At 50.7% G+C, this 17,980-nt stretch carries 17 protein-coding genes; 10 read left to right on the forward strand and 7 right to left on the reverse strand.

Annotated elements, in window-relative coordinates:
• From FQ015_RS09960 to FQ015_RS09970, 3 genes are all read right to left on the reverse strand, one after another.
• Positions 1-1,496 (reverse strand): ESPR-type extended signal peptide-containing protein (locus tag FQ015_RS09960; RefSeq protein WP_272916487.1); only part of this gene is annotated, 1,496 nt, incomplete at its 3' end.
• A gap of 43 nt (positions 1,497-1,539) precedes the next feature.
• Entirely contained in the window at positions 1,540-2,223 is a 684-nt protein-coding gene (locus tag FQ015_RS09965; protein WP_160524004.1) for a DUF3251 domain-containing protein, read from the reverse strand.
• A 563-nt stretch (positions 2,224-2,786) separates the two neighbouring features.
• Positions 2,787-3,149 carry a YibL family ribosome-associated protein gene (locus FQ015_RS09970; protein ID WP_000665680.1) on the reverse strand — a complete coding sequence of 121 codons (363 nt, stop codon included), beginning with the start codon at positions 3,147-3,149 and terminating at the stop codon, positions 2,787-2,789.
• A 283-nt stretch (positions 3,150-3,432) separates the two neighbouring features.
• Between FQ015_RS09970 and yibT the strand changes: the two genes are divergently transcribed.
• Positions 3,433-3,642: a protein YibT gene (yibT, locus tag FQ015_RS09975; RefSeq protein ID WP_000517099.1), complete on the forward strand. Its 210-nt coding sequence runs from the start codon at positions 3,433-3,435 to the stop codon at positions 3,640-3,642.
• Between the two features lie 10 nt (positions 3,643-3,652).
• Here the strand turns inward: yibT and mtlR are convergent, their stop codons facing one another.
• The 3 genes from mtlR to mtlA form a co-directional block, all read right to left on the reverse strand.
• Positions 3,653-4,240, reverse strand: coding sequence for a mannitol operon repressor MtlR (gene mtlR / locus FQ015_RS09980; protein ID WP_000228261.1), 588 nt, complete (start codon positions 4,238-4,240; stop codon positions 3,653-3,655).
• The gene (mtlD, locus tag FQ015_RS09985; RefSeq protein ID WP_039020883.1) at positions 4,240-5,388 is read right to left on the reverse strand and encodes a mannitol-1-phosphate 5-dehydrogenase; all 1,149 of its coding nucleotides are present in this window, start codon (positions 5,386-5,388) and stop codon (positions 4,240-4,242) included. The genes mtlR and mtlD overlap by 1 nt, the downstream gene beginning before the upstream one ends.
• 228 nt (positions 5,389-5,616) lie before the next feature.
• A complete protein-coding gene (gene mtlA, locus FQ015_RS09990; RefSeq protein ID WP_000093252.1) occupies positions 5,617-7,530 on the reverse strand; it encodes a PTS mannitol transporter subunit IICBA in 1,914 nt (637 codons plus the stop codon).
• A 536-nt stretch (positions 7,531-8,066) separates the two neighbouring features.
• Here mtlA and FQ015_RS09995 point away from each other — a divergent pair.
• The 9 genes from FQ015_RS09995 to FQ015_RS10035 all read left to right on the forward strand — a co-directional run bounded on the left by FQ015_RS09995 (position 8,067) and on the right by FQ015_RS10035 (position 17,547).
• Complete coding sequence (locus tag FQ015_RS09995; RefSeq protein WP_152922587.1) at positions 8,067-8,429, forward strand: DUF3302 domain-containing protein; 363 nt, start codon at positions 8,067-8,069, stop codon at positions 8,427-8,429.
• Between the two features lie 2 nt (positions 8,430-8,431).
• Positions 8,432-9,568, forward strand: coding sequence for an HlyD family secretion protein (locus FQ015_RS10000; RefSeq protein WP_000364934.1), 1,137 nt, complete (start codon positions 8,432-8,434; stop codon positions 9,566-9,568).
• A gap of 70 nt (positions 9,569-9,638) precedes the next feature.
• A complete protein-coding gene (locus FQ015_RS10005) occupies positions 9,639-10,247 on the forward strand; it encodes a glutathione S-transferase (RefSeq protein WP_000779790.1) in 609 nt (202 codons plus the stop codon).
• Positions 10,248-10,344: 97 nt separating this feature from the next.
• Positions 10,345-11,736, forward strand: coding sequence for an L-seryl-tRNA(Sec) selenium transferase (gene selA, locus FQ015_RS10010; protein ID WP_000206247.1), 1,392 nt, complete (start codon positions 10,345-10,347; stop codon positions 11,734-11,736).
• A complete protein-coding gene (selB, locus tag FQ015_RS10015) occupies positions 11,733-13,577 on the forward strand; it encodes a selenocysteine-specific translation elongation factor (protein WP_160524005.1) in 1,845 nt (614 codons plus the stop codon). Before selA ends, selB begins: the two co-directional genes overlap by 4 nt.
• Before the next feature lie 189 nt (positions 13,578-13,766).
• Entirely contained in the window at positions 13,767-14,918 is a 1,152-nt protein-coding gene (yiaY, locus tag FQ015_RS10020; RefSeq protein WP_000741504.1) for an L-threonine dehydrogenase, read from the forward strand.
• Between the two features lie 200 nt (positions 14,919-15,118).
• Positions 15,119-16,657, forward strand: a complete 1,539-nt coding sequence (gene aldB, locus FQ015_RS10025; protein ID WP_039020886.1) for an aldehyde dehydrogenase AldB — start codon at positions 15,119-15,121, stop codon at positions 16,655-16,657.
• A 277-nt stretch (positions 16,658-16,934) separates the two neighbouring features.
• Positions 16,935-17,120, forward strand: a complete 186-nt coding sequence (locus FQ015_RS10030; RefSeq protein WP_000833473.1) for a type II toxin-antitoxin system HicA family toxin — start codon at positions 16,935-16,937, stop codon at positions 17,118-17,120.
• 16 nt (positions 17,121-17,136) lie between these two features.
• Positions 17,137-17,547: a type II toxin-antitoxin system HicB family antitoxin gene (locus FQ015_RS10035; RefSeq protein ID WP_000499744.1), complete on the forward strand. Its 411-nt coding sequence runs from the start codon at positions 17,137-17,139 to the stop codon at positions 17,545-17,547.
• On the opposite strand, the gene FQ015_RS10040 is transcribed toward FQ015_RS10035, so the two are convergent.
• On the reverse strand, positions 17,544-17,858 hold the full coding sequence (locus FQ015_RS10040) for a hypothetical protein (protein WP_001064341.1): 315 nt from the start codon (positions 17,856-17,858) through the stop codon (positions 17,544-17,546). The two genes, FQ015_RS10035 and FQ015_RS10040, sit on opposite strands and share 4 nt — an antisense overlap.
• Positions 17,859-17,980 lie beyond the last annotated feature (122 nt).

Here is a 17,980-nt window from a genome sequence, read left to right on the forward strand (position 1 = left end):
TTGCCAGCCACTTCGCTCGTCAGGTTAGTGATGTTGGTGGTGTTTGCCGCCACATCGTCCTTGGTCGCTTTCAGCTGCGAGCCGTTGACGGCGTCGGTGCTGGTGGCTGAAAGGTCGCCAGCGGTGACGTTAGTGATTTTGCTGGTGGCATCTGTACCATGTGCCGCACTATATCCCTTTTTAAGGGAGTCCCATTGTATCGTATTCGTGTTTAGATCCGCTAAGGCGTCGCCAACATTGCCATAAATACCATTTTTCAGTCTGTAATTTGGGGAAGTCACGACGCCCTGTGAATTGACGGTCGCTCCTCCACCAAGATTATCCGCTACTGACTTACTAATAGCATAAAGCTGTGATCCATTGATGGCATCAGTACTGTCAGTGTCGATATCACCTTTTGCCATATTGACAATTTTTCGCTGAACTGTTGTGTTACCCACGGAGACAGTATCCGCTTCAGTCGCGACAGAACCAGCACCCAGAGCAACTGAATTTTTCCCCTGAGCACTGGCTTGAGCACCAATTGCAGTGCCATTTTCTAAACCGGCATAACTGCCTTGTCCAAGAGCAATAGCATTTACACCACCTGTAATACTACCATTACCCAGCGCGATAGCATTTGCGCCGTCAGCTTTATTCCCTTGACCGATGGCAATTGCGCCAGCCGCTACTGCCTGACTTTGATTGCCCAGAGCAATCGTGTTGTCGGCATCGGCAATACTCCCGGAGCCCAACGCGATACTATTAAGTCCATTAGCTTGCGCATCAGTACCCACTGCCGTTGCATTTTCAGCGGCCTTGGTCTCTGCGCCGATTGCAACCGCGTTTGCGGCGCTGGCAACGGACAGTCTACCTACTGCAAGGCTGTCTTCACCACTAGCAGCACTCTCTCTACCTGCGGCAATGGAGTTAGTTCCTGACGCCTTTGCCAGTCTCCCGAATGCAAGTGCATCCATAGCACTTGCTACCGTTTCCTTGCCCATCGCTATGGCGCCTTCAGTTGTAGCTTGAGCAGAATTCCCCAGTGCAAGGGTATAATCGCTGGTCGCTTTAGCTGCACTGCCGATGGCGATTGAGCGGCTACCCGTGGATACCGTTGCTTGCCCTAAGGCGACCGATCTTTCTCCTGACGCGTTACTTGAGAAGCCTAGTGCAGTACTTCCCACCCCGGAGTTCGCTTTTGCCCCAATCGCAACACTTCCTGTACCTGTTTGCGCCCCTGGACTCATTGTATTTGATGCTGCGATTGCACCTTTACCAATGGCAATCCAGTTATCACCCAGTGGAGCTTCGCCTGCAGCTTCTTCTGCGCTTTTACCACCGTCAAGTGTAACCTCAGCATAGGCCCCAACGGGTGAGAGTAACCCACCGGCAACTAACGCAGAAATTAACAGCTTACTGCGCCCGCTCTTTTTCCCACGACTTTTTGCCGTTTCGCTGGCAACGGTGTAACTGCCCGTCGCTGGATTCCAGATAACTTTAAAAATTTTGTTCATTATTGATGCTCTCTATTCCTTGATATAAGCGCAGAAGCTGCATTTATTTTTTGTTTTTTCGCTGCCGGGTTTCAGCAGGTTGAACGGTTTCGAACTGGAGATTGGCCATATTGATGGACAACTTTAGATACTTCAGGTTATTAGGCGAAACGCCTTTTAATGTCAGATTAATGTCTTGCCATTGACCAGGCATTAATTGCAGGGTGGAGTTCAGGGTGGTGTTAAAAAGCAGTTGCTGCCACTTTGCCAGCGCTTTGGCATCGGTGGGTCTTTCATTGCCCCATGTCGCATGAAAGCCAATGTTTGATACGGGAACGCTTAATAGGTTGACCAGCGAAATACGAATAACGCTGCCATTTTCAACCGAATCAATAGCCAGCACCCGGCCTGCCAAACCAACCGAGCCATTGTTTAAAATGAAGTATTTTGTTTGTGCTGGGTTAAATTCGGTGAAGACAAATTCGTTCTGTTTGTCTTTGACTCCCTTTACTACCCCTGCCAGCGCTTTAGTGGTGTTTGCAATATTAATTTGTTGATTTTCAATAAATTCTATATTTCTTTTATATTGTTCTTGTTGTTTTTCAAGAATCTCTATTTTACTTTTTTGCAATTCTTGCTGTTTGGCGAGATCGTCGATCAGATTCGCTTTCTCAATATAGTCACACCCAGTCAATACCCAGAGTGGCAATGTTATAAACATGCTTAATAGTGCTTTTTTGATGCTCATAGGGTGAATTCCTTTTCATGATCCCGATACGTTAACTGTTACAGCGTAATCATCCTTTTTATGAATGATTCGAGTGGAAAATATACGTTATATAAATTTATAAGAGACTTTTTCTATTAATTGTTGTATTAATTGGTAGTGCGAATATGACATTAAATGTCAGACAATTTCAGATTGTAGCCAATAATATTAATCGCGCGGATTTTAATGATCGATGTCAATCAATGTCAAATGTTTCACCGGATGAAAACACCGACCAGGAGAAATGTTAATATTCAGCATGGTGATGTTTTCTTGGGAAGTGTGTGATGCTGAACGATTAATATAAATAATTAATGCCTGTTACAGGCATTAATATGTATTAATTCATTGTTATCGCTTATATATCACTTTTTTATTCCATACCATAATTTCAGAATTTAGCCTGTAATATGCGCTTCAAAGAGCCGGTGAGATGGAATCAATAATGATAAGAATGTTAAAGATATCCGATATCTGGTATCAGGCTCCTGCATGTGCCAACAGGAGCGAGTAAATCGTGAGAGGCTGGGCGAGATAGAAGCTTAAAATGCGGTCTTAGAGAATCCGGTCATCTCTTGCAGGCCCATTTCACGGCCCAGCGCGGTCATCGGATGCACAACTACCAGTCCGCGAACACTTTTCTTCAGCTTGCCCATATCAGCCTGCTCTTTTTTGGTAATCGCGCGCTGGAAGGGCATTTTCATCAGTTTTTGCGCTTCTTTACTGAGTTTCTGGCTGTGAACTTCACGCAGGCGAGCAATTTCGGCTTCCAGCGTGGCTTTTTCTTTTTCCAGTTCGGCATATTTATCTGCGGCTTCAACCAGTGACAGGTCAGCCTGCTGATGGCGGATAGCGTCCAGGCGATCGCTGAGACGTTTGATTTCGTTTTTTTCGACTTCTTTCATGTGATGACTTCTGATAGAGATAAATTTATAGCCTCTAGTATGCGCGACCAGGTGCTTTGTTCACAACAGATGGCATTGTAATAGTTCCAGATTGTAACCATTAATGTGTTTGAAAATCACCCAATCTATTGATTAATTAGGAAATTTAAAGAAAAAAGATAGACAGCAGAAGAGGATCATTATTGAGGATTGAGCACGTTTTCCTTAATGTCATTTATACCGGGATCTAAACTAAAATTGGCGGCCGCGCATTCCCGGCGCGGGGTAATACGGAGATATCATCATGGGCAAATTAGGTGAAAACGTTCCGCTTCTTATCGATAAAGCTGTAGATTTCATGGCATCGAGCCAGGCGTTCCGGGAGTATCTGAAAAAACTTCCTCCCCGCAATGCGATTCCGTCCGGAATACCTGATGAAAGCGTGCCGTTATATCTACAACGTCTGGAGTATTATCGTCGGCTTTATCGGCCGAAACAGGTAGAGGAGAAGTAAGCGAAAGTACTTACTTTTGAAAGGCTTTTTTTAAGCTGATTTTGGAAATCAGCTCTGTCAGTGAAAGGACCATTGTTGATCGCACAGCCTGTTGGTAACGCTGAATTTGCATTGCATACAAACTGGAGTCTGCGGGCTCAAACTGTGGCGGCGGTGGTAACGCCGCCACACAGTGCAGCTCACCAAAGGGGCCAAGAATTTCGTCGTCGGTAAAGGCGTACTCATTGCCGTCGTGATTTAGTTCTTCACGCAATGCCATCAGCAGTTCCGCATCTTCATATTCATGGCGGTTAATGACACCCAACCCGTAAATGAGTTTTAAACGCACAGAAAGATCGCCCAGCGGGCCATCGCCGTCGAGTAACGGTTCTACAGCATACTTCACCGCGTAATCGTCTTTGCGGAATACCTGAAGCACCAGAAGATTTACCGCCTCGGTCAAAAGCTCGACGGCGGTAATCAGAAAGCTTCGCACGGTTTTGCCAGCATTCAGACGCTCAAGCACACGGTTTTCAAAGGCCTGGGTTTGTTCCATTGTTGCCTGCATATCTGACAATCTGTTATTCGGGCGCAGGGAGTCCTGCGCCTGGTCCACCATTATTGCATTGCTTTATAAGCGGTTACCGCCTCGGATACAACCTCGCTGTTAGCATCAAGGCCAGAAATCTGCGCCAGTGCGGCTTGCGGGCCTTTGTCGGCAATCAGTGCTGCCAGTTCCTGAGCCTGCGGATCATCTTCACTGCGGAAGTGCATTGCAGCGGCAATACCTTCAATCAGGTTTTTATGTGGCAGACCATATTCCAGCGTTCCGAGCAGTGGCTTGATCAGGCGGTCGCCAGCACTCAGTTTACGCAGCGGCTGACGGCCTACGCGCTCTACATCGTCTTTCAGATACGGGTTTTCAAAACGACCAAGGATTTTCTGGATGTACGCCGCATGTTTGTCCGCGTCAAAACCGTAACGCTTAATCAGTACAGCGCCGCTTTCTTCCATCGCACCTTTTACCACCGCGCGGATTTTCTCGTCGAGAATTGCGTCACGAATGGTCTGATGACCTGCCAGTTTTCCGAGGTACGCGGTTATAGCATGACCTGTATTCAGGGTGAAGAGTTTACGCTCAACAAATGCCATCAGGTTGTCGGTTAACTCCATGCCTGGGATGTTCGGCAGTGCACCTTTGAACTGAGTTTTATCGACAATCCATTCGCTGAAGGTTTCGACTGTCACTTCCAGCGGATCGTTCGTTGCCGAAGCGGAAGGCGGTACGATGCGGTCAACGGCAGAGTCCACAAAGCCAACATGTTCTTCGACCCACGCTTTGGCCTCTTCAGGAAGAGCGTTCATCACATGGCCTTTCAGTTGCGTGGTGCCGCGTACCATGTTTTCACAGGCGATAATGTTCAGTGGGGATTCATTACCTTGTTCTTTACGTTTCACCAGCCCTTTGGCGATTGCCGGAGCAATACGTTCCAGCACAACCGGGCCCACGGCGGTAGTGACTAAATCAACCTGAGCAATCAGATCAACGACATCATCACCAATGCTGCTGACAGCATTGACGCCAGAAACGGTATCTACCTGCTCGGTTTCACCGACCACATGAACCTGATAGCTATGACGGGCATTCAGGGCATCAAGTACCACCTGATTGACATCGGCAAACGTCAGTTGGATACCCGCGTCTGCCAGCAGTTTACCGATAAAACCACGACCGATATTACCTGCGCCAAAATGTAATGCTTTCATAGTATTAACCTTCATCAATGTTTTTACCCGAGAGGGCTGGGGTGAGGCATTTCCCTCACCCAAACCCTCTCCATGTGGAGAGGGGCCGCGCCGGATGCGGCGTAAACGCCTTATCCGGCCTACAAGAACGTGCAAATTCAACAAACTGCGCTTTGTTTTGTAGGCCTGATAAGCGTAGCGCATCAGGCAATAAGCCCCACCTTCTCCATGTGGAGAGGTGGGATTGGATTACTTACGACCTGCCAGCAGTTCCAGCACTTCATCCACGCTGGTGGTGTGTGCCAGACGCTCGATGACGGACTCATCATCCAGTGCGTTGGTCAGGCTGGTGATAACCTGAATGTGCTCGTTGTTACGGGCAGCAATACCAATCACCAAACGGGCAATGTCATCTTCTTCTTCACCGAAGCGCACGCCTTCCGGGTACTGGCAGAACACCACGCCCGTTTTCAGTACGCGATCTTTCGCTTCAACCGTACCGTGCGGTACCGCGATGGACTCACCCAGATAAGTCGGGGTCAGTTTTTCACGATCCAGCATCGCCTGAACGTATTCCGGCTCAACGTAACCGCCTTTCACCAGCTGCTCGCCAGCAAAACGAATCGCTTCTTCTTTGGTGGCCGCTTTGCGACCGAGGAAGATGTTCTCCGCGCCTAGCTTGAACAGGTTAGCACTGGAATCGTCAAAGCTGTCTTTCAGACTGTCTTTCACTTTTACTTCGTTTTCAGTATGGCGCTGGGCAGCAACCAGACGTTCGGTCAGGCTGGTGTACAGGCCGCTGTCGAGGAAGTTGGTCAGCGAAATATGCTGTGCCTGCGGAACCTGGCGCATAGCGCGTTCGGTCAGGTCACGGTGAGTGATGACCAGGTCCACATCTGGCGGCAGGTTGTTGATCGCGCTGTTAGTAACAGAAATCTGCGACAGACCTGCATCCTGAATTTTCTTACGCAGCACACCTGCGCCCATCGCACTGGAACCCATACCGGCATCACAGGCAACGATGATTTTACGGACGTGGCTCAGGTCGTTAGTCACATCGCCCGCAGACAGCGGAGACGCACCTTTAGACTCAGCTTTCATGTCCTGCATACGACGAGTTGCTGCTTCAATATCATCTTCTTCTTTCACTTTGCTGGTTTTCAGCAGAATGGCAGAGACAACGAAGGAGACTGCCATAGCCGCACACACACCCGCGATGTTAGCGAAGTAAGCACCTTTTGGTGTCATTGCCAGTACAGCAAGGATAGAACCCGGAGATGCCGGAGAAACCAGACCACCGCCCAGGATAGTCAGCGTGAACACGCCAGTCATACCGCCGAGGATAACGGCCAGAATCAGACGCGGATTCATCAGCACATACGGGAAGTAGATTTCGTGGATACCGCCCAGGAAGTGGATGATTGCCGCACCGCCCGCAGACTGTTTAGCGCTACCACGACCAAAGAACATGTACGCCAGCAGCACGCCCATACCCGGACCTGGGTTAGCTTCAATCAGGAAGAAGATGGATTTACCCAGTTCATGGGACTGCTGAATACCCAGCGGCGAGAAGATACCGTGGTTAATGGCGTTGTTGAGGAACAGGATTTTCGCCGGTTCAACAAAGATAGACGCCAGCGGCAGCATGTCATGGACAACCATGAAGTTAACGCCCGCAGCCAGCATTTTGGACAGGGCTTCAACAATCGGGCCAATGCCGAGGAACGCCAGAATAGCGAGGATCATCCCGATGATGCCTGCGGAGAAGTTATTCACCAGCATCTCAAAACCGGATTTGATCTTACCGTCTACCCAGCGGTCGAAGTGCTTAATGCACCAGCCGCCCAGCGGACCTGCAATCATAGAACCGAGGAACATCGGCATATCTGCGCCGACGATAACGCCCATTGTAGTGATGGCACCGACTACGCCGCCACGTTCGCCGCCTACCAGCTTACCACCGGTATAACCGATCAGCAGTGGCAGGAGATAAGTGATCATCGGCCCGACCAGCTTCGCCAGCGTTTCGTTCGGTAACCACCCTGTTGGAATAAATAACGCGGTGATGATACCCCACGCGATAAACGCGCCGATATTTGGCATCACCATGTTGCTGAGGAAACGACCAAAGCTTTGCACTTTGATCTTAATATCGGATGACATAAAAACACCCCTTCTTATGTTTGCTGTCGCGCAGGCTGGAAGCCCGAGGTTTTTTGTTAATGTGGCGGCAGAGGTAGCCGGACCTTGTTGATAGTGCGAAATCTGGCACTGAATCGGTTAACTGTCCAGTCGACGGCTTTTTGTGTGATATGAATCACATAAATATAGGGGGTAGAGAGGTAATTGACGTGATGTGCATCACAAAATACTTGTGTAAAAAAGCAACAAGACGGCGATTTTCGCTAAAAATGGCATTTAAATGTGAGTAATGTCACATTTTTGTTTTGTTAGTTTGTTGAATCTTTGTGATCTGAATCACAAGATATTTTCTTACGGCGTTCACCTGATGTGATCTGCAGCATGTTATGCCTTCGTCATAAAATCGTTATGTAACTAAGCAACTCATCACCTCTAAAAATTATTCTTTGGTGTTATGGCGAGAATCGCGAACCCGAATTATTGTCAAAATATCAGCCTGACTCCCTTCTGGCTGCCAGCCAAAAAACAACACCGATAAACGTGAATCCGAGGCAGATATGTTTCTAAACTATTTCGCGTTGGGAGTGCTGATCTTCGTCTTTCTGGTGATTTTTTATGGAATCATCGCGATACATGACATCCCTTATCTGATTGCCAAAAAGCGCAATCACCCCCATGCCGACGCTATTCATACGGCGGGCTGGGTGAGCCTGTTTACTCTGCATGTTATCTGGCCGTTCCTGTGGATCTGGGCGACGCTCTATCAACCGGAGCGTGGCTGGGGTATGCAGTCACATGTTGCGTTGCAGGAGAAAGCGACTGACCCGGAAATCGCCGCACTTTCTGACCGAATTTCCCGGCTGGAGCATCAACTCGCCGCCGAGAAAAAGACTGACTATTCCACGTTCCCGGAGATCTAATTATGGATCTGTTGATTGTTTTAACTTACGTGGCGCTGGCGTGGGCGGTCTTTAAAATCTTCCGCATTCCGGTAAATCAGTGGACGCTGGCGACGGCGGCGCTGGGAGGCGTGTTTCTGGTGAGTGGTTTGATTTTGTTGATGAACTACAACCACCCTTACACTTTTACCGCACAGAAAGCGGTGATTGCTATTCCCATCACGCCACAGGTGACGGGGATCGTGACTGAAGTCACTGACAAGAATAATCAGCTTATTCAGAAGGGCGAGGTGCTTTTTAAGCTCGACCCGGTACGTTATCAGGCGCGAGTCGACAGGCTTCAGGCTGACCTGATGACGGCGACGCATAATATAAAGACGCTGCGCGCGCAGCTCACTGAAGCGCAGGCCAACACCACCCAGGTTTCAGCGGAGCGCGACCGTCTGTTTAAAAATTATCAACGTTACCTGAAAGGCAGCCAGGCGGCAGTGAATCCGTTCTCAGAACGTGATATCGACGATGCGCGGCAGAATTTTCTCGCGCAGGATGCGCTGGTGAAAGGTTCGGTGGCGGAACAGGCGCAAATCCAGAGCCAGCTCGACAGTATGGTTAACGGTGAGCAATCGCAGATTGTGAGCTTAAGAGCGCAACTTACTGAAGCAAAATATAACCTTGAGCAGACTGTCATTCGCGCACCAAGCAATGGCTACGTTACTCAGGTACTGATCCGCCCAGGCACATACGCAGCTGCCTTGCCGTTGCGTCCGGTGATGGTTTTCATCCCCGAGCAAAAACGGCAAATTGTCGCCCAATTTCGGCAAAACTCGCTGTTACGTCTGAAACCCGGCGATGATGCGGAAGTGGTGTTTAACGCGCTACCTGGGCAGGTATTCCACGGCAAACTGACCAGCATCTTGCCGGTGGTGCCTGGTGGTTCGTATCAGGCGCAGGGGGTACTGCAATCATTAACCGTTGTACCCGGCACGGACGGTGTGCTGGGAACCATCGAACTGGACCCTAACGCTGATATTGATGCCTTACCTGACGGTATCTACGCCCAAGTGGCGGTTTACTCTGACCATTTCAGCCATGTTTCGGTGATGCGGAAGGTACTGCTAAGAATGACCAGTTGGATGCATTATCTTTATTTGGATCATTGAGACTTATATCACCTGTGTTTTGCGTGAGCCTGAGCCATACTGATATTTTTCCTCGCACAAAGGACTCGGCATGAAACTCGTCGGTAGCTACACCAGCCCGTTTGTACGCAAACTTTCTATTCTGTTGTTAGAAAAGGGCATAACTTTCGAATTTATTAATGAACTGCCCTATAACGCGGACAACGGCGTGGCGCAATTTAACCCGTTAGGGAAAGTGCCGGTGCTGGTGACTGAAGAGGGCGAATGTTGGTTTGATTCGCCGATCATCGCTGAATATATTGAATTAATGAATGTCGCTCCGGCGATGTTGCCGCGCGATCCGCTGGAGTCGTTGCGGGTGCGCAAAATTGAGGCGCTGGCGGATGGCATTATGGATGCCGGGCTGGTATCGGTGCGTGAACAGGCTCGTCCGGCGGCGCAGCAGTCTGAAGATGAATTGTTACGCCAGCGGGAGAAAATCAACCGCAGCCTGGATGTGCTGGAAGGATATCTGGTCGATGGCACGCTCAAAACCGATATGGTCAACCTGGCGACTATCGCCATTGCCTGCGCCGTTGGATATCTCAATTTCCGCCGCGTTGCGCCAGGCTGGTGTGTCGACCGCCCACACTTAGTCAAACTGGTCGAAAACCTGTTTAGCCGCGAAAGCTTTGCTCGCACCGAACCGCCAAAGGCTTGATGCGCGATATGTCCTCCTGACCCATCTCACGTTACAATCCGTGGTTATGTTAAACGCCCTTCTCCGTGTGAGAGGGCCTTGATCAACCAGGTTTCCTATGACAACCGAAACGCGTTCCCTCTATAGTCAACTTCCGGCTATTGATCGCTTATTGCGCGATAGCTCTTTCCTTTCTTTGCGTGATACCTATGGTCACACCCGCGTGGTGGAGTTGCTGCGTCAGATGCTTGACGAAGCGCGAGAAGTGATTCGTGACAGCCAGACGCTACCCGCGTGGTGTGAAAACTGGGCGCAAGAAGTTGATGCCCGGTTGACGAAAGAGGCGCAAAGCGCGCTGCGTCCGGTGATCAACCTGACGGGAACCGTGCTGCATACCAACCTTGGGCGAGCTTTACAGGCGGAAGCCGCGGTGGAGGCTGTTGCGCAGGCTATGCGTTCGCCAGTAACCCTCGAATACGATCTGGATGACGCCGGACGCGGACATCGCGATCGGGCGCTGGCGCAGCTGCTGTGCCGTATTACGGGGGCGGAAGATGCCTGTATCGTTAATAACAATGCGGCGGCGGTCTTGTTGATGTTGGCGGCCACTGCCAGTGGGAAAGAGGTGGTGGTATCTCGCGGCGAACTGGTGGAGATTGGCGGCGCGTTTCGTATTCCCGATGTTATGCGTCAGGCAGGCTGCACCCTACACGAAGTGGGGACCACCAATCGCACGCACGCTAATGATTATCGCCAGGCGGTGAATGAAAATACCGCGCTGTTGATGAAGGTACATACCAGTAACTACAGCATTCAGGGGTTCACCAAAGCGATAGATGAAGCTGAACTGGTGGCGCTCGGCAAAGAGCTGGATGTTCCCGTAGTGACTGACTTAGGCAGCGGCTCGCTGGTCGATCTTAGCCAGTACGGTTTGCCGAAAGAGCCAATGCCGCAGGAGTTGATTGCGGCGGGCGTCAGTCTGGTGAGCTTCTCCGGCGACAAGCTGTTAGGCGGACCGCAGGCAGGGATTATCGTCGGTAAAAAAGAGATGATTGCCCGCCTGCAAAGCCATCCGCTGAAGCGTGCATTACGCGCGGATAAAATGACCCTCGCGGCGCTGGAAGCCACGTTGCGTCTTTATTTACACCCTGAGGCGCTGAGTGAAAAATTACCGACCCTGCGTCTGCTTACCCGCAGCGCAGAGGTCATTCAAATCCAGGCACAACGTTTACAGGCCCCCCTTGCCGCACATTACGGCGCGGAGTTTGCGGTACAGGTTATGCCATGTCTTTCGCAGATTGGCAGTGGTTCGCTGCCGGTTGATCGCCTGCCGAGCGCGGCATTAACGTTTACACCCCATGATGGACGCGGTAGCCACCTTGAGTCATTAGCCGCCCGCTGGCGTGAATTGCCAGTGCCGGTGATTGGTCGTATTTATGACGGACGATTGTGGCTGGATTTACGCTGCCTTGAAGATGAGCAACGGTTTTTGGAGATGTTGTTGAAATGATTATTGCGACTGCCGGACACGTTGACCACGGCAAAACAACCTTATTGCAGGCGATTACTGGCGTAAATGCCGACCGTCTGCCGGAAGAAAAAAAGCGCGGCATGACCATCGATCTCGGCTATGCCTACTGGCCGCAGCCGGATGGTCGTGTTCCGGGTTTTATCGACGTTCCCGGTCATGAAAAGTTTCTTTCCAACATGCTGGCGGGCGTCGGGGGTATCGATCACGCGCTGTTGGTGGTGGCGTGCGATGACGGCGTGATGGCACAGACTCGTGAGCATCTGGCGATTTTGCAGCTGACCGGTAACCCGATGCTGACAGTGGCGCTGACCAAAGCCGATCGCGTGGACGAAGCGCGTGTTGATGAGGTTGAACGCCAGGTAAAGGAGGTACTGCGGGAATACGGTTTTGCTGAGGCAAAACTGTTTATCACCGCAGCAACCGAAGGTCGGGGAATTGATGCTCTGCGCGAACATCTGCTTCAGTTGCCGGAACGCGAACACGCCAGCCAACATAGCTTCCGCCTCGCTATCGACCGTGCTTTTACCGTAAAAGGTGCCGGGCTGGTCGTCACCGGTACGGCGTTAAGTGGGGAAGTGAAGGTAGGCGATTCACTCTGGCTGACTGGTGTAAATAAACCGATGCGCGTGCGTGCGCTGCATGCGCAAAATCAGCCAACAAATGCAGCTCATGCCGGGCAGCGTATTGCGCTTAACATCGCGGGTGATGCGGAAAAAGAACAGATTAACCGTGGGGACTGGTTGCTTGCCGATGCGCCGCCGGAGCCGTTTACGCGGGTGATAGTCGAGCTTCAAACTCATACACCGTTGACCCAGTGGCAGCCGCTGCATATTCACCACGCCGCCAGCCACGTTACGGGACGCGTTTCGCTGCTGGAAGATAACCTTGCCGAGTTGGTGTTCGACGCGCCGCTGTGGCTGGCAGATAACGATCGCTTAGTGCTACGCGATATCTCGGCCCGCAACACGCTGGCGGGGGCGCGCGTGGTGATGCTTAACCCGCCGCGTCGCGGTAAACGTAAGCCGGAATATCTGCAATGGCTGGCGTCTCTTGCACAGGCGCAGAGCGATGCCGATGCGTTAGCTATTCATCTGGAACGCGGAGCGGTTAACCTTGCTGATTTCGCCTGGGCGCGCCAGCTCAACGGCGAAGGGATGCGTGAACTGCTGCAGCAACCGGGCTATATTCAGGCCGGTTACAGCTTGCTGAATGCACCGGTTGCCGCTCGTTGGCAGCGTAAAATTCTCGATACCCTGGCGACTTATCATGAGCAGCATCGCGATGAACCAGGTCCTGGGCGCGAGCGTCTGCGGCGCATGGCGTTGCCAATGGAAGATGAAGCGCTGGTGCTGTTGCTGATTGAAAAGATGCGCGAAAGCGGCGACATCCTCAGTCATCACGGTTGGCTGCATCTGCCGGATCATAAAGCGGGATTCAGCGAAGAGCAGCAGGCCATCTGGCAAAAAGCAGAGCCGCTGTTTGGTGACGAGCCGTGGTGGGTGCGTGACCTGGCAAAAGAGACGGGAACCGACGAGCAGGCAATGCGTTTGACGCTACGCCAGGCGGCCCAACAGGGGATAATCACTGCGATCGTCAAAGATCGTTATTACCGTAACGATCGGATTGTCGAATTTGCCAATATGATCCGCGATCTCGATCAGGAATGTGGTTCAACCTGCGCGGCGGATTTCCGCGATCGCTTAGGTGTAGGCCGAAAGCTGGCAATTCAAATCCTGGAATATTTTGACCGCATTGGTTTTACGCGGCGTCGTGGAAATGATCATTTATTGCGCGACGCATTATTATTTCCCGAAAAATAAGGGAATGATTAATTCATAATAAATATGAATTAATACAAAGTTCTTATTAATGTTAAGGAAGCACGTTATTTGATGAATGTAACGTGCTTTTTATTAAAAATATTTTAATAAACGGTAATGTTGATCATATTTTCAAATGAAAATCCTCAGTAAGCTGCCCGCCCTTTTTTACACTTTCAGGAGTGTGTTATGGCAGCTTCAACCTTTTTTATTCCTTCCGTGAATGTTATTGGTGCTGATTCATTGAATGATGCAATGAATATGATGGCAGATTATGGATTTACCCGTACCTTAATTGTCACCGACAATATGTTAACGAAATTGGGTATGGCGGGTGATGTGCAAAAAGCACTGGAAGAACGCAATATTTTTAGCGTTATTTATGATGGCACCCAACCTAACCCCACCACGGAAAACGTCGCTGCAGGTTTGAAATTACTTAAAGAAAATAATTGCGATAGCGTGATTTCCTTAGGCGGTGGTTCTCCACACGACTGCGCAAAAGGTATTGCGCTGGTTGCAGCCAACGGCGGTGACATCCGCGATTATGAAGGCGTTGACCGCTCTGCAAAACCGCAGTTGCCGATGATCGCCATCAACACCACGGCGGGTACGGCATCAGAAATGACCCGTTTTTGCATCATCACCGATGAAGCACGTCACATCAAAATGGCGATTGTGGATAAGCACGTCACTCCGCTGCTTTCTGTCAATGACTCCTCGCTGATGATCGGTATGCCGAAGTCACTGACCGCTGCAACGGGTATGGATGCCTTAACGCACGCTATTGAAGCGTATGTGTCTATTGCCGCCACGCCGATCACCGACGCTTGCGCACTGAAAGCGGTGACTATGATTGCTGAAAACCTGCCCTTAGCCGTTGAAGATGGCAGCAATGAGAAAGCGCGCGAAGCAATGGCTTACGCTCAGTTCCTCGCGGGTATGGCGTTCAACAATGCGTCTCTGGGTTATGTTCATGCGATGGCGCACCAGCTGGGCGGTTTCTACAACCTGCCACACGGTGTATGTAATGCTGTTCTGCTGCCACACGTTCAGGTGTTCAACAGCAAAGTCGCTGCTGCACGTTTGCGTGACTGCGCTGCTGCGATGGGTGTTAACGTGACAGGTAAAAACGACGCGGAAGGTGCAGAAGCCTGCATCAATGCCATCCGTGAACTGGCGAAGAAAGTGAATATCCCGGCAGGCTTGCGTGACCTGAACGTGAAAGAAGAAGATTTCGCGGTACTGGCGACCAATGCCCTGAAAGATGCCTGCGGCTTTACTAACCCGATTCAGGCAACTCACGAAGAAATTGTGGCGATTTATCGCGCCGCAATGTAATCATCATTCCCACAACGGCTGGCGAGTTGTCAGCCGCTTTTTCAACTCTCTCAAAATTTGCGATTTTTGAGAGAGTTTTAGTTATCTCTGTAATCCTTGCCCGTAAATTCGTGATAGCCGTCGTAAAGCTATCACCAGCTGGCGAAGATTTCGCCAGTCACGTCTACCCTTGTTATACCTCACACCGCAAGGAGACGATCATGACCAACAATCCCCCTTCAGCACAGATTAAGCCCGGCGAGTATGGCTTCCCCCTCAAGTTAAAAGCCCGCTATGACAACTTTATTGGCGGCGAATGGGTCGCACCCGCCGACGGCGAGTATTACCAGAACCTGACGCCGGTGACCGGGCAGCTACTGTGCGAAGTGGCGTCTTCGTGTAAACGAGATATCGATCTGGCGCTGGATGCTGCGCATAAAGTGAAAGATAAATGGGCGCATACTTCGGTGCAGGATCGCGCGGCGATTCTGTTTAAGATTGCCGATCGAATGGAACAAAACCTTGAACTGTTAGCGACGGCTGAAACCTGGGATAACGGCAAACCCATTCGCGAAACCAGTGCTGCTGATGTACCGCTGGCGATTGACCATTTCCGCTATTTCGCCTCGTGTATTCGGGCGCAGGAAGGTGGGATCAGTGAAGTTGATAGCGAAACCGTGGCCTATCATTTCCATGAACCGTTAGGCGTGGTGGGGCAGATTATCCCGTGGAACTTCCCGCTGCTGATGGCGAGCTGGAAAATGGCTCCCGCGCTGGCGGCGGGCAACTGTGTGGTGCTGAAACCCGCACGTCTTACCCCGCTTTCTGTACTGCTGCTAATGGAAATCGTCGGTAATTTACTGCCGCCGGGGGTGGTAAACGTGGTCAACGGCGCAGGTGGGGAAATTGGCGAATATCTGGCGACCTCGAAACGCATCGCCAAAGTGGCGTTTACCGGCTCAACGGAAGTGGGTCAACAAATTATGCAATACGCCACGCAAAACATTATTCCGGTGACGCTGGAGCTGGGCGGCAAATCGCCAAATATCTTCTTTGCTGACGTGATGGATGAAGAAGATGCCTTTTTTGATAAAGCGCTGGAAGGCTTTGCACTGTTTGCCTTTAACCAGGGCGAAGTTTGCACCTGTCCGAGTCGTGCCTTAGTGCAGGAGTCAATCTACGAACGCTTTATGGAACGCGCCATCCGCCGTGTCGAAAGCATTCGCAGCGGTAACCCACTCGACAGCGTGACGCAAATGGGGGCGCAGGTTTCTCACGGGCAATTGGAAACCATCCTCAACTACATTGATATTGGTAAAAAAGAGGGCGCAGACGTGCTCACCGGCGGGCGGCGCAAGCTGCTGGAAGGCGAACTGAAAGACGGTTACTACCTCGAACCGACGATTCTGTTTGGTCAGAACAATATGCGCGTGTTCCAGGAGGAGATTTTTGGCCCGGTGCTGGCGGTAACCACCTTCAAAACGATGGAAGAAGCGCTGGAGCTGGCGAACGACACGCAATATGGCCTGGGCGCGGGTGTCTGGAGCCGCAACGGTAATCTGGCCTATAAGATGGGGCGCGGCATTCAGGCCGGGCGCGTGTGGACCAACTGTTATCACGCTTACCCGGCACATGCGGCGTTTGGTGGCTACAAACAATCAGGCATTGGCCGCGAAACCCACAAAATGATGCTTGAGCATTACCAGCAAACCAAGTGCCTGCTGGTGAGCTACTCGGATAAACCGTTGGGGCTGTTCTGATGTAAGAAGCTGGTCGCATCGGGTATTCATTGCCTGATGCGACGTTTGCGCGTTTTACCAATTCAAATGTCTACGTCTTGAATGACTGAATATTGATTGAACTTAATTACGAGTCTCCTCACATCTTTTCAACAAGTTACTGCACACCGTTATTCTTCTTCCGAACGGCATTCCTGAGTCAACTTTATCCCCCTGACGGCCCATATAAATCGCGCTATCGTGATTGTTATTGCTAAATGTGTGTGTATCGTGTGTATAATCATGGAAGGGCAGGGATGTGAAAAGTGCAGACGTGATCGCCATCCTGAAGCAGCATGGCTGGGAACATATTCGAACCCGTGGTAGTCATCATCAGTTCCGCCACCCTGTTCATCCGGGTCTGGTGACGGTTCCGCACCCTAAAAAAGATATTAAGCCCGGTACGCTGGCGCAAATTGGGCGTCAGGCTGGTTTAACATTTTAAAATTTCAGGAGGCAATATGTTTTATCCCGCCTATATCCACAGTGATCCTGACGGCAGCGCCAGCGGTTTTTTCCCTGATGTTCCAGGCTGTTATTTTGCTGGTGATACGCTGGACAACGCTTTCCAGGATGCGCGAAGTGCACTGGTCGCGCACTTCGAAACCTTATGCGAGATGAATGAAGAGTTGCCGCTTCCAGGCTCTGTGGAAACACATCTGGTCCAGCGTGCGCAGGACTTTATTGGCGGGCAATGGTTGCTGGTGGATATCAATATGAATCAGTTCGAAGGTCGGGCTGAACGTATCAATATTACGATGCCGAAAAGATTACTGAACAAGATTGATACCTACGTGCGCAATAACCCAGACTACGCCAACAGAAGTGCGTTTCTGGCGGAAGCTGCCCGGCGTGTATTGCCGGGCGTTTAATCTCGCGTTTCGATGGTGAGCGGGCGGACCAGGCTGTACAGCCACAGACCAAAACAAGCGATGGTGCCAATCACCACGGTGAGGAACACACTGACTGACAGGCCTGCAAGCAATCCCGCAGGCAGGGCCAGCAGGCCGTGGATCACGGTGTCGTTCCATCTCACCTGATCGTAGCCAAACATGCCTAAAACGCCGCAAACCAGACCGTAAATCACCATTGGTGTTCCGAGGCCAATCAGCAATAAACGGTAGATAATTGAAGGTTTAATACGCTTTATCTGTACTGTGGATGTTTTACTGGGGTTATTCATTAGTTTGGTCAATAGTTCCATTATTTCAATATGATAAACCTCGACCTGTTGAAAAGCCAGGTAGCACACTTCAGAAAGTATATAAAAAACAATATGTCGTTATATAAATAAGGAAATTGCAC

The sequence above is a fragment of the Escherichia sp. HH26CH genome (assembly GCF_009820205.1).
In the GTDB taxonomy this organism is placed as follows: Bacteria; Pseudomonadota; Gammaproteobacteria; order Enterobacterales; family Enterobacteriaceae; genus Escherichia; species Escherichia coli_F.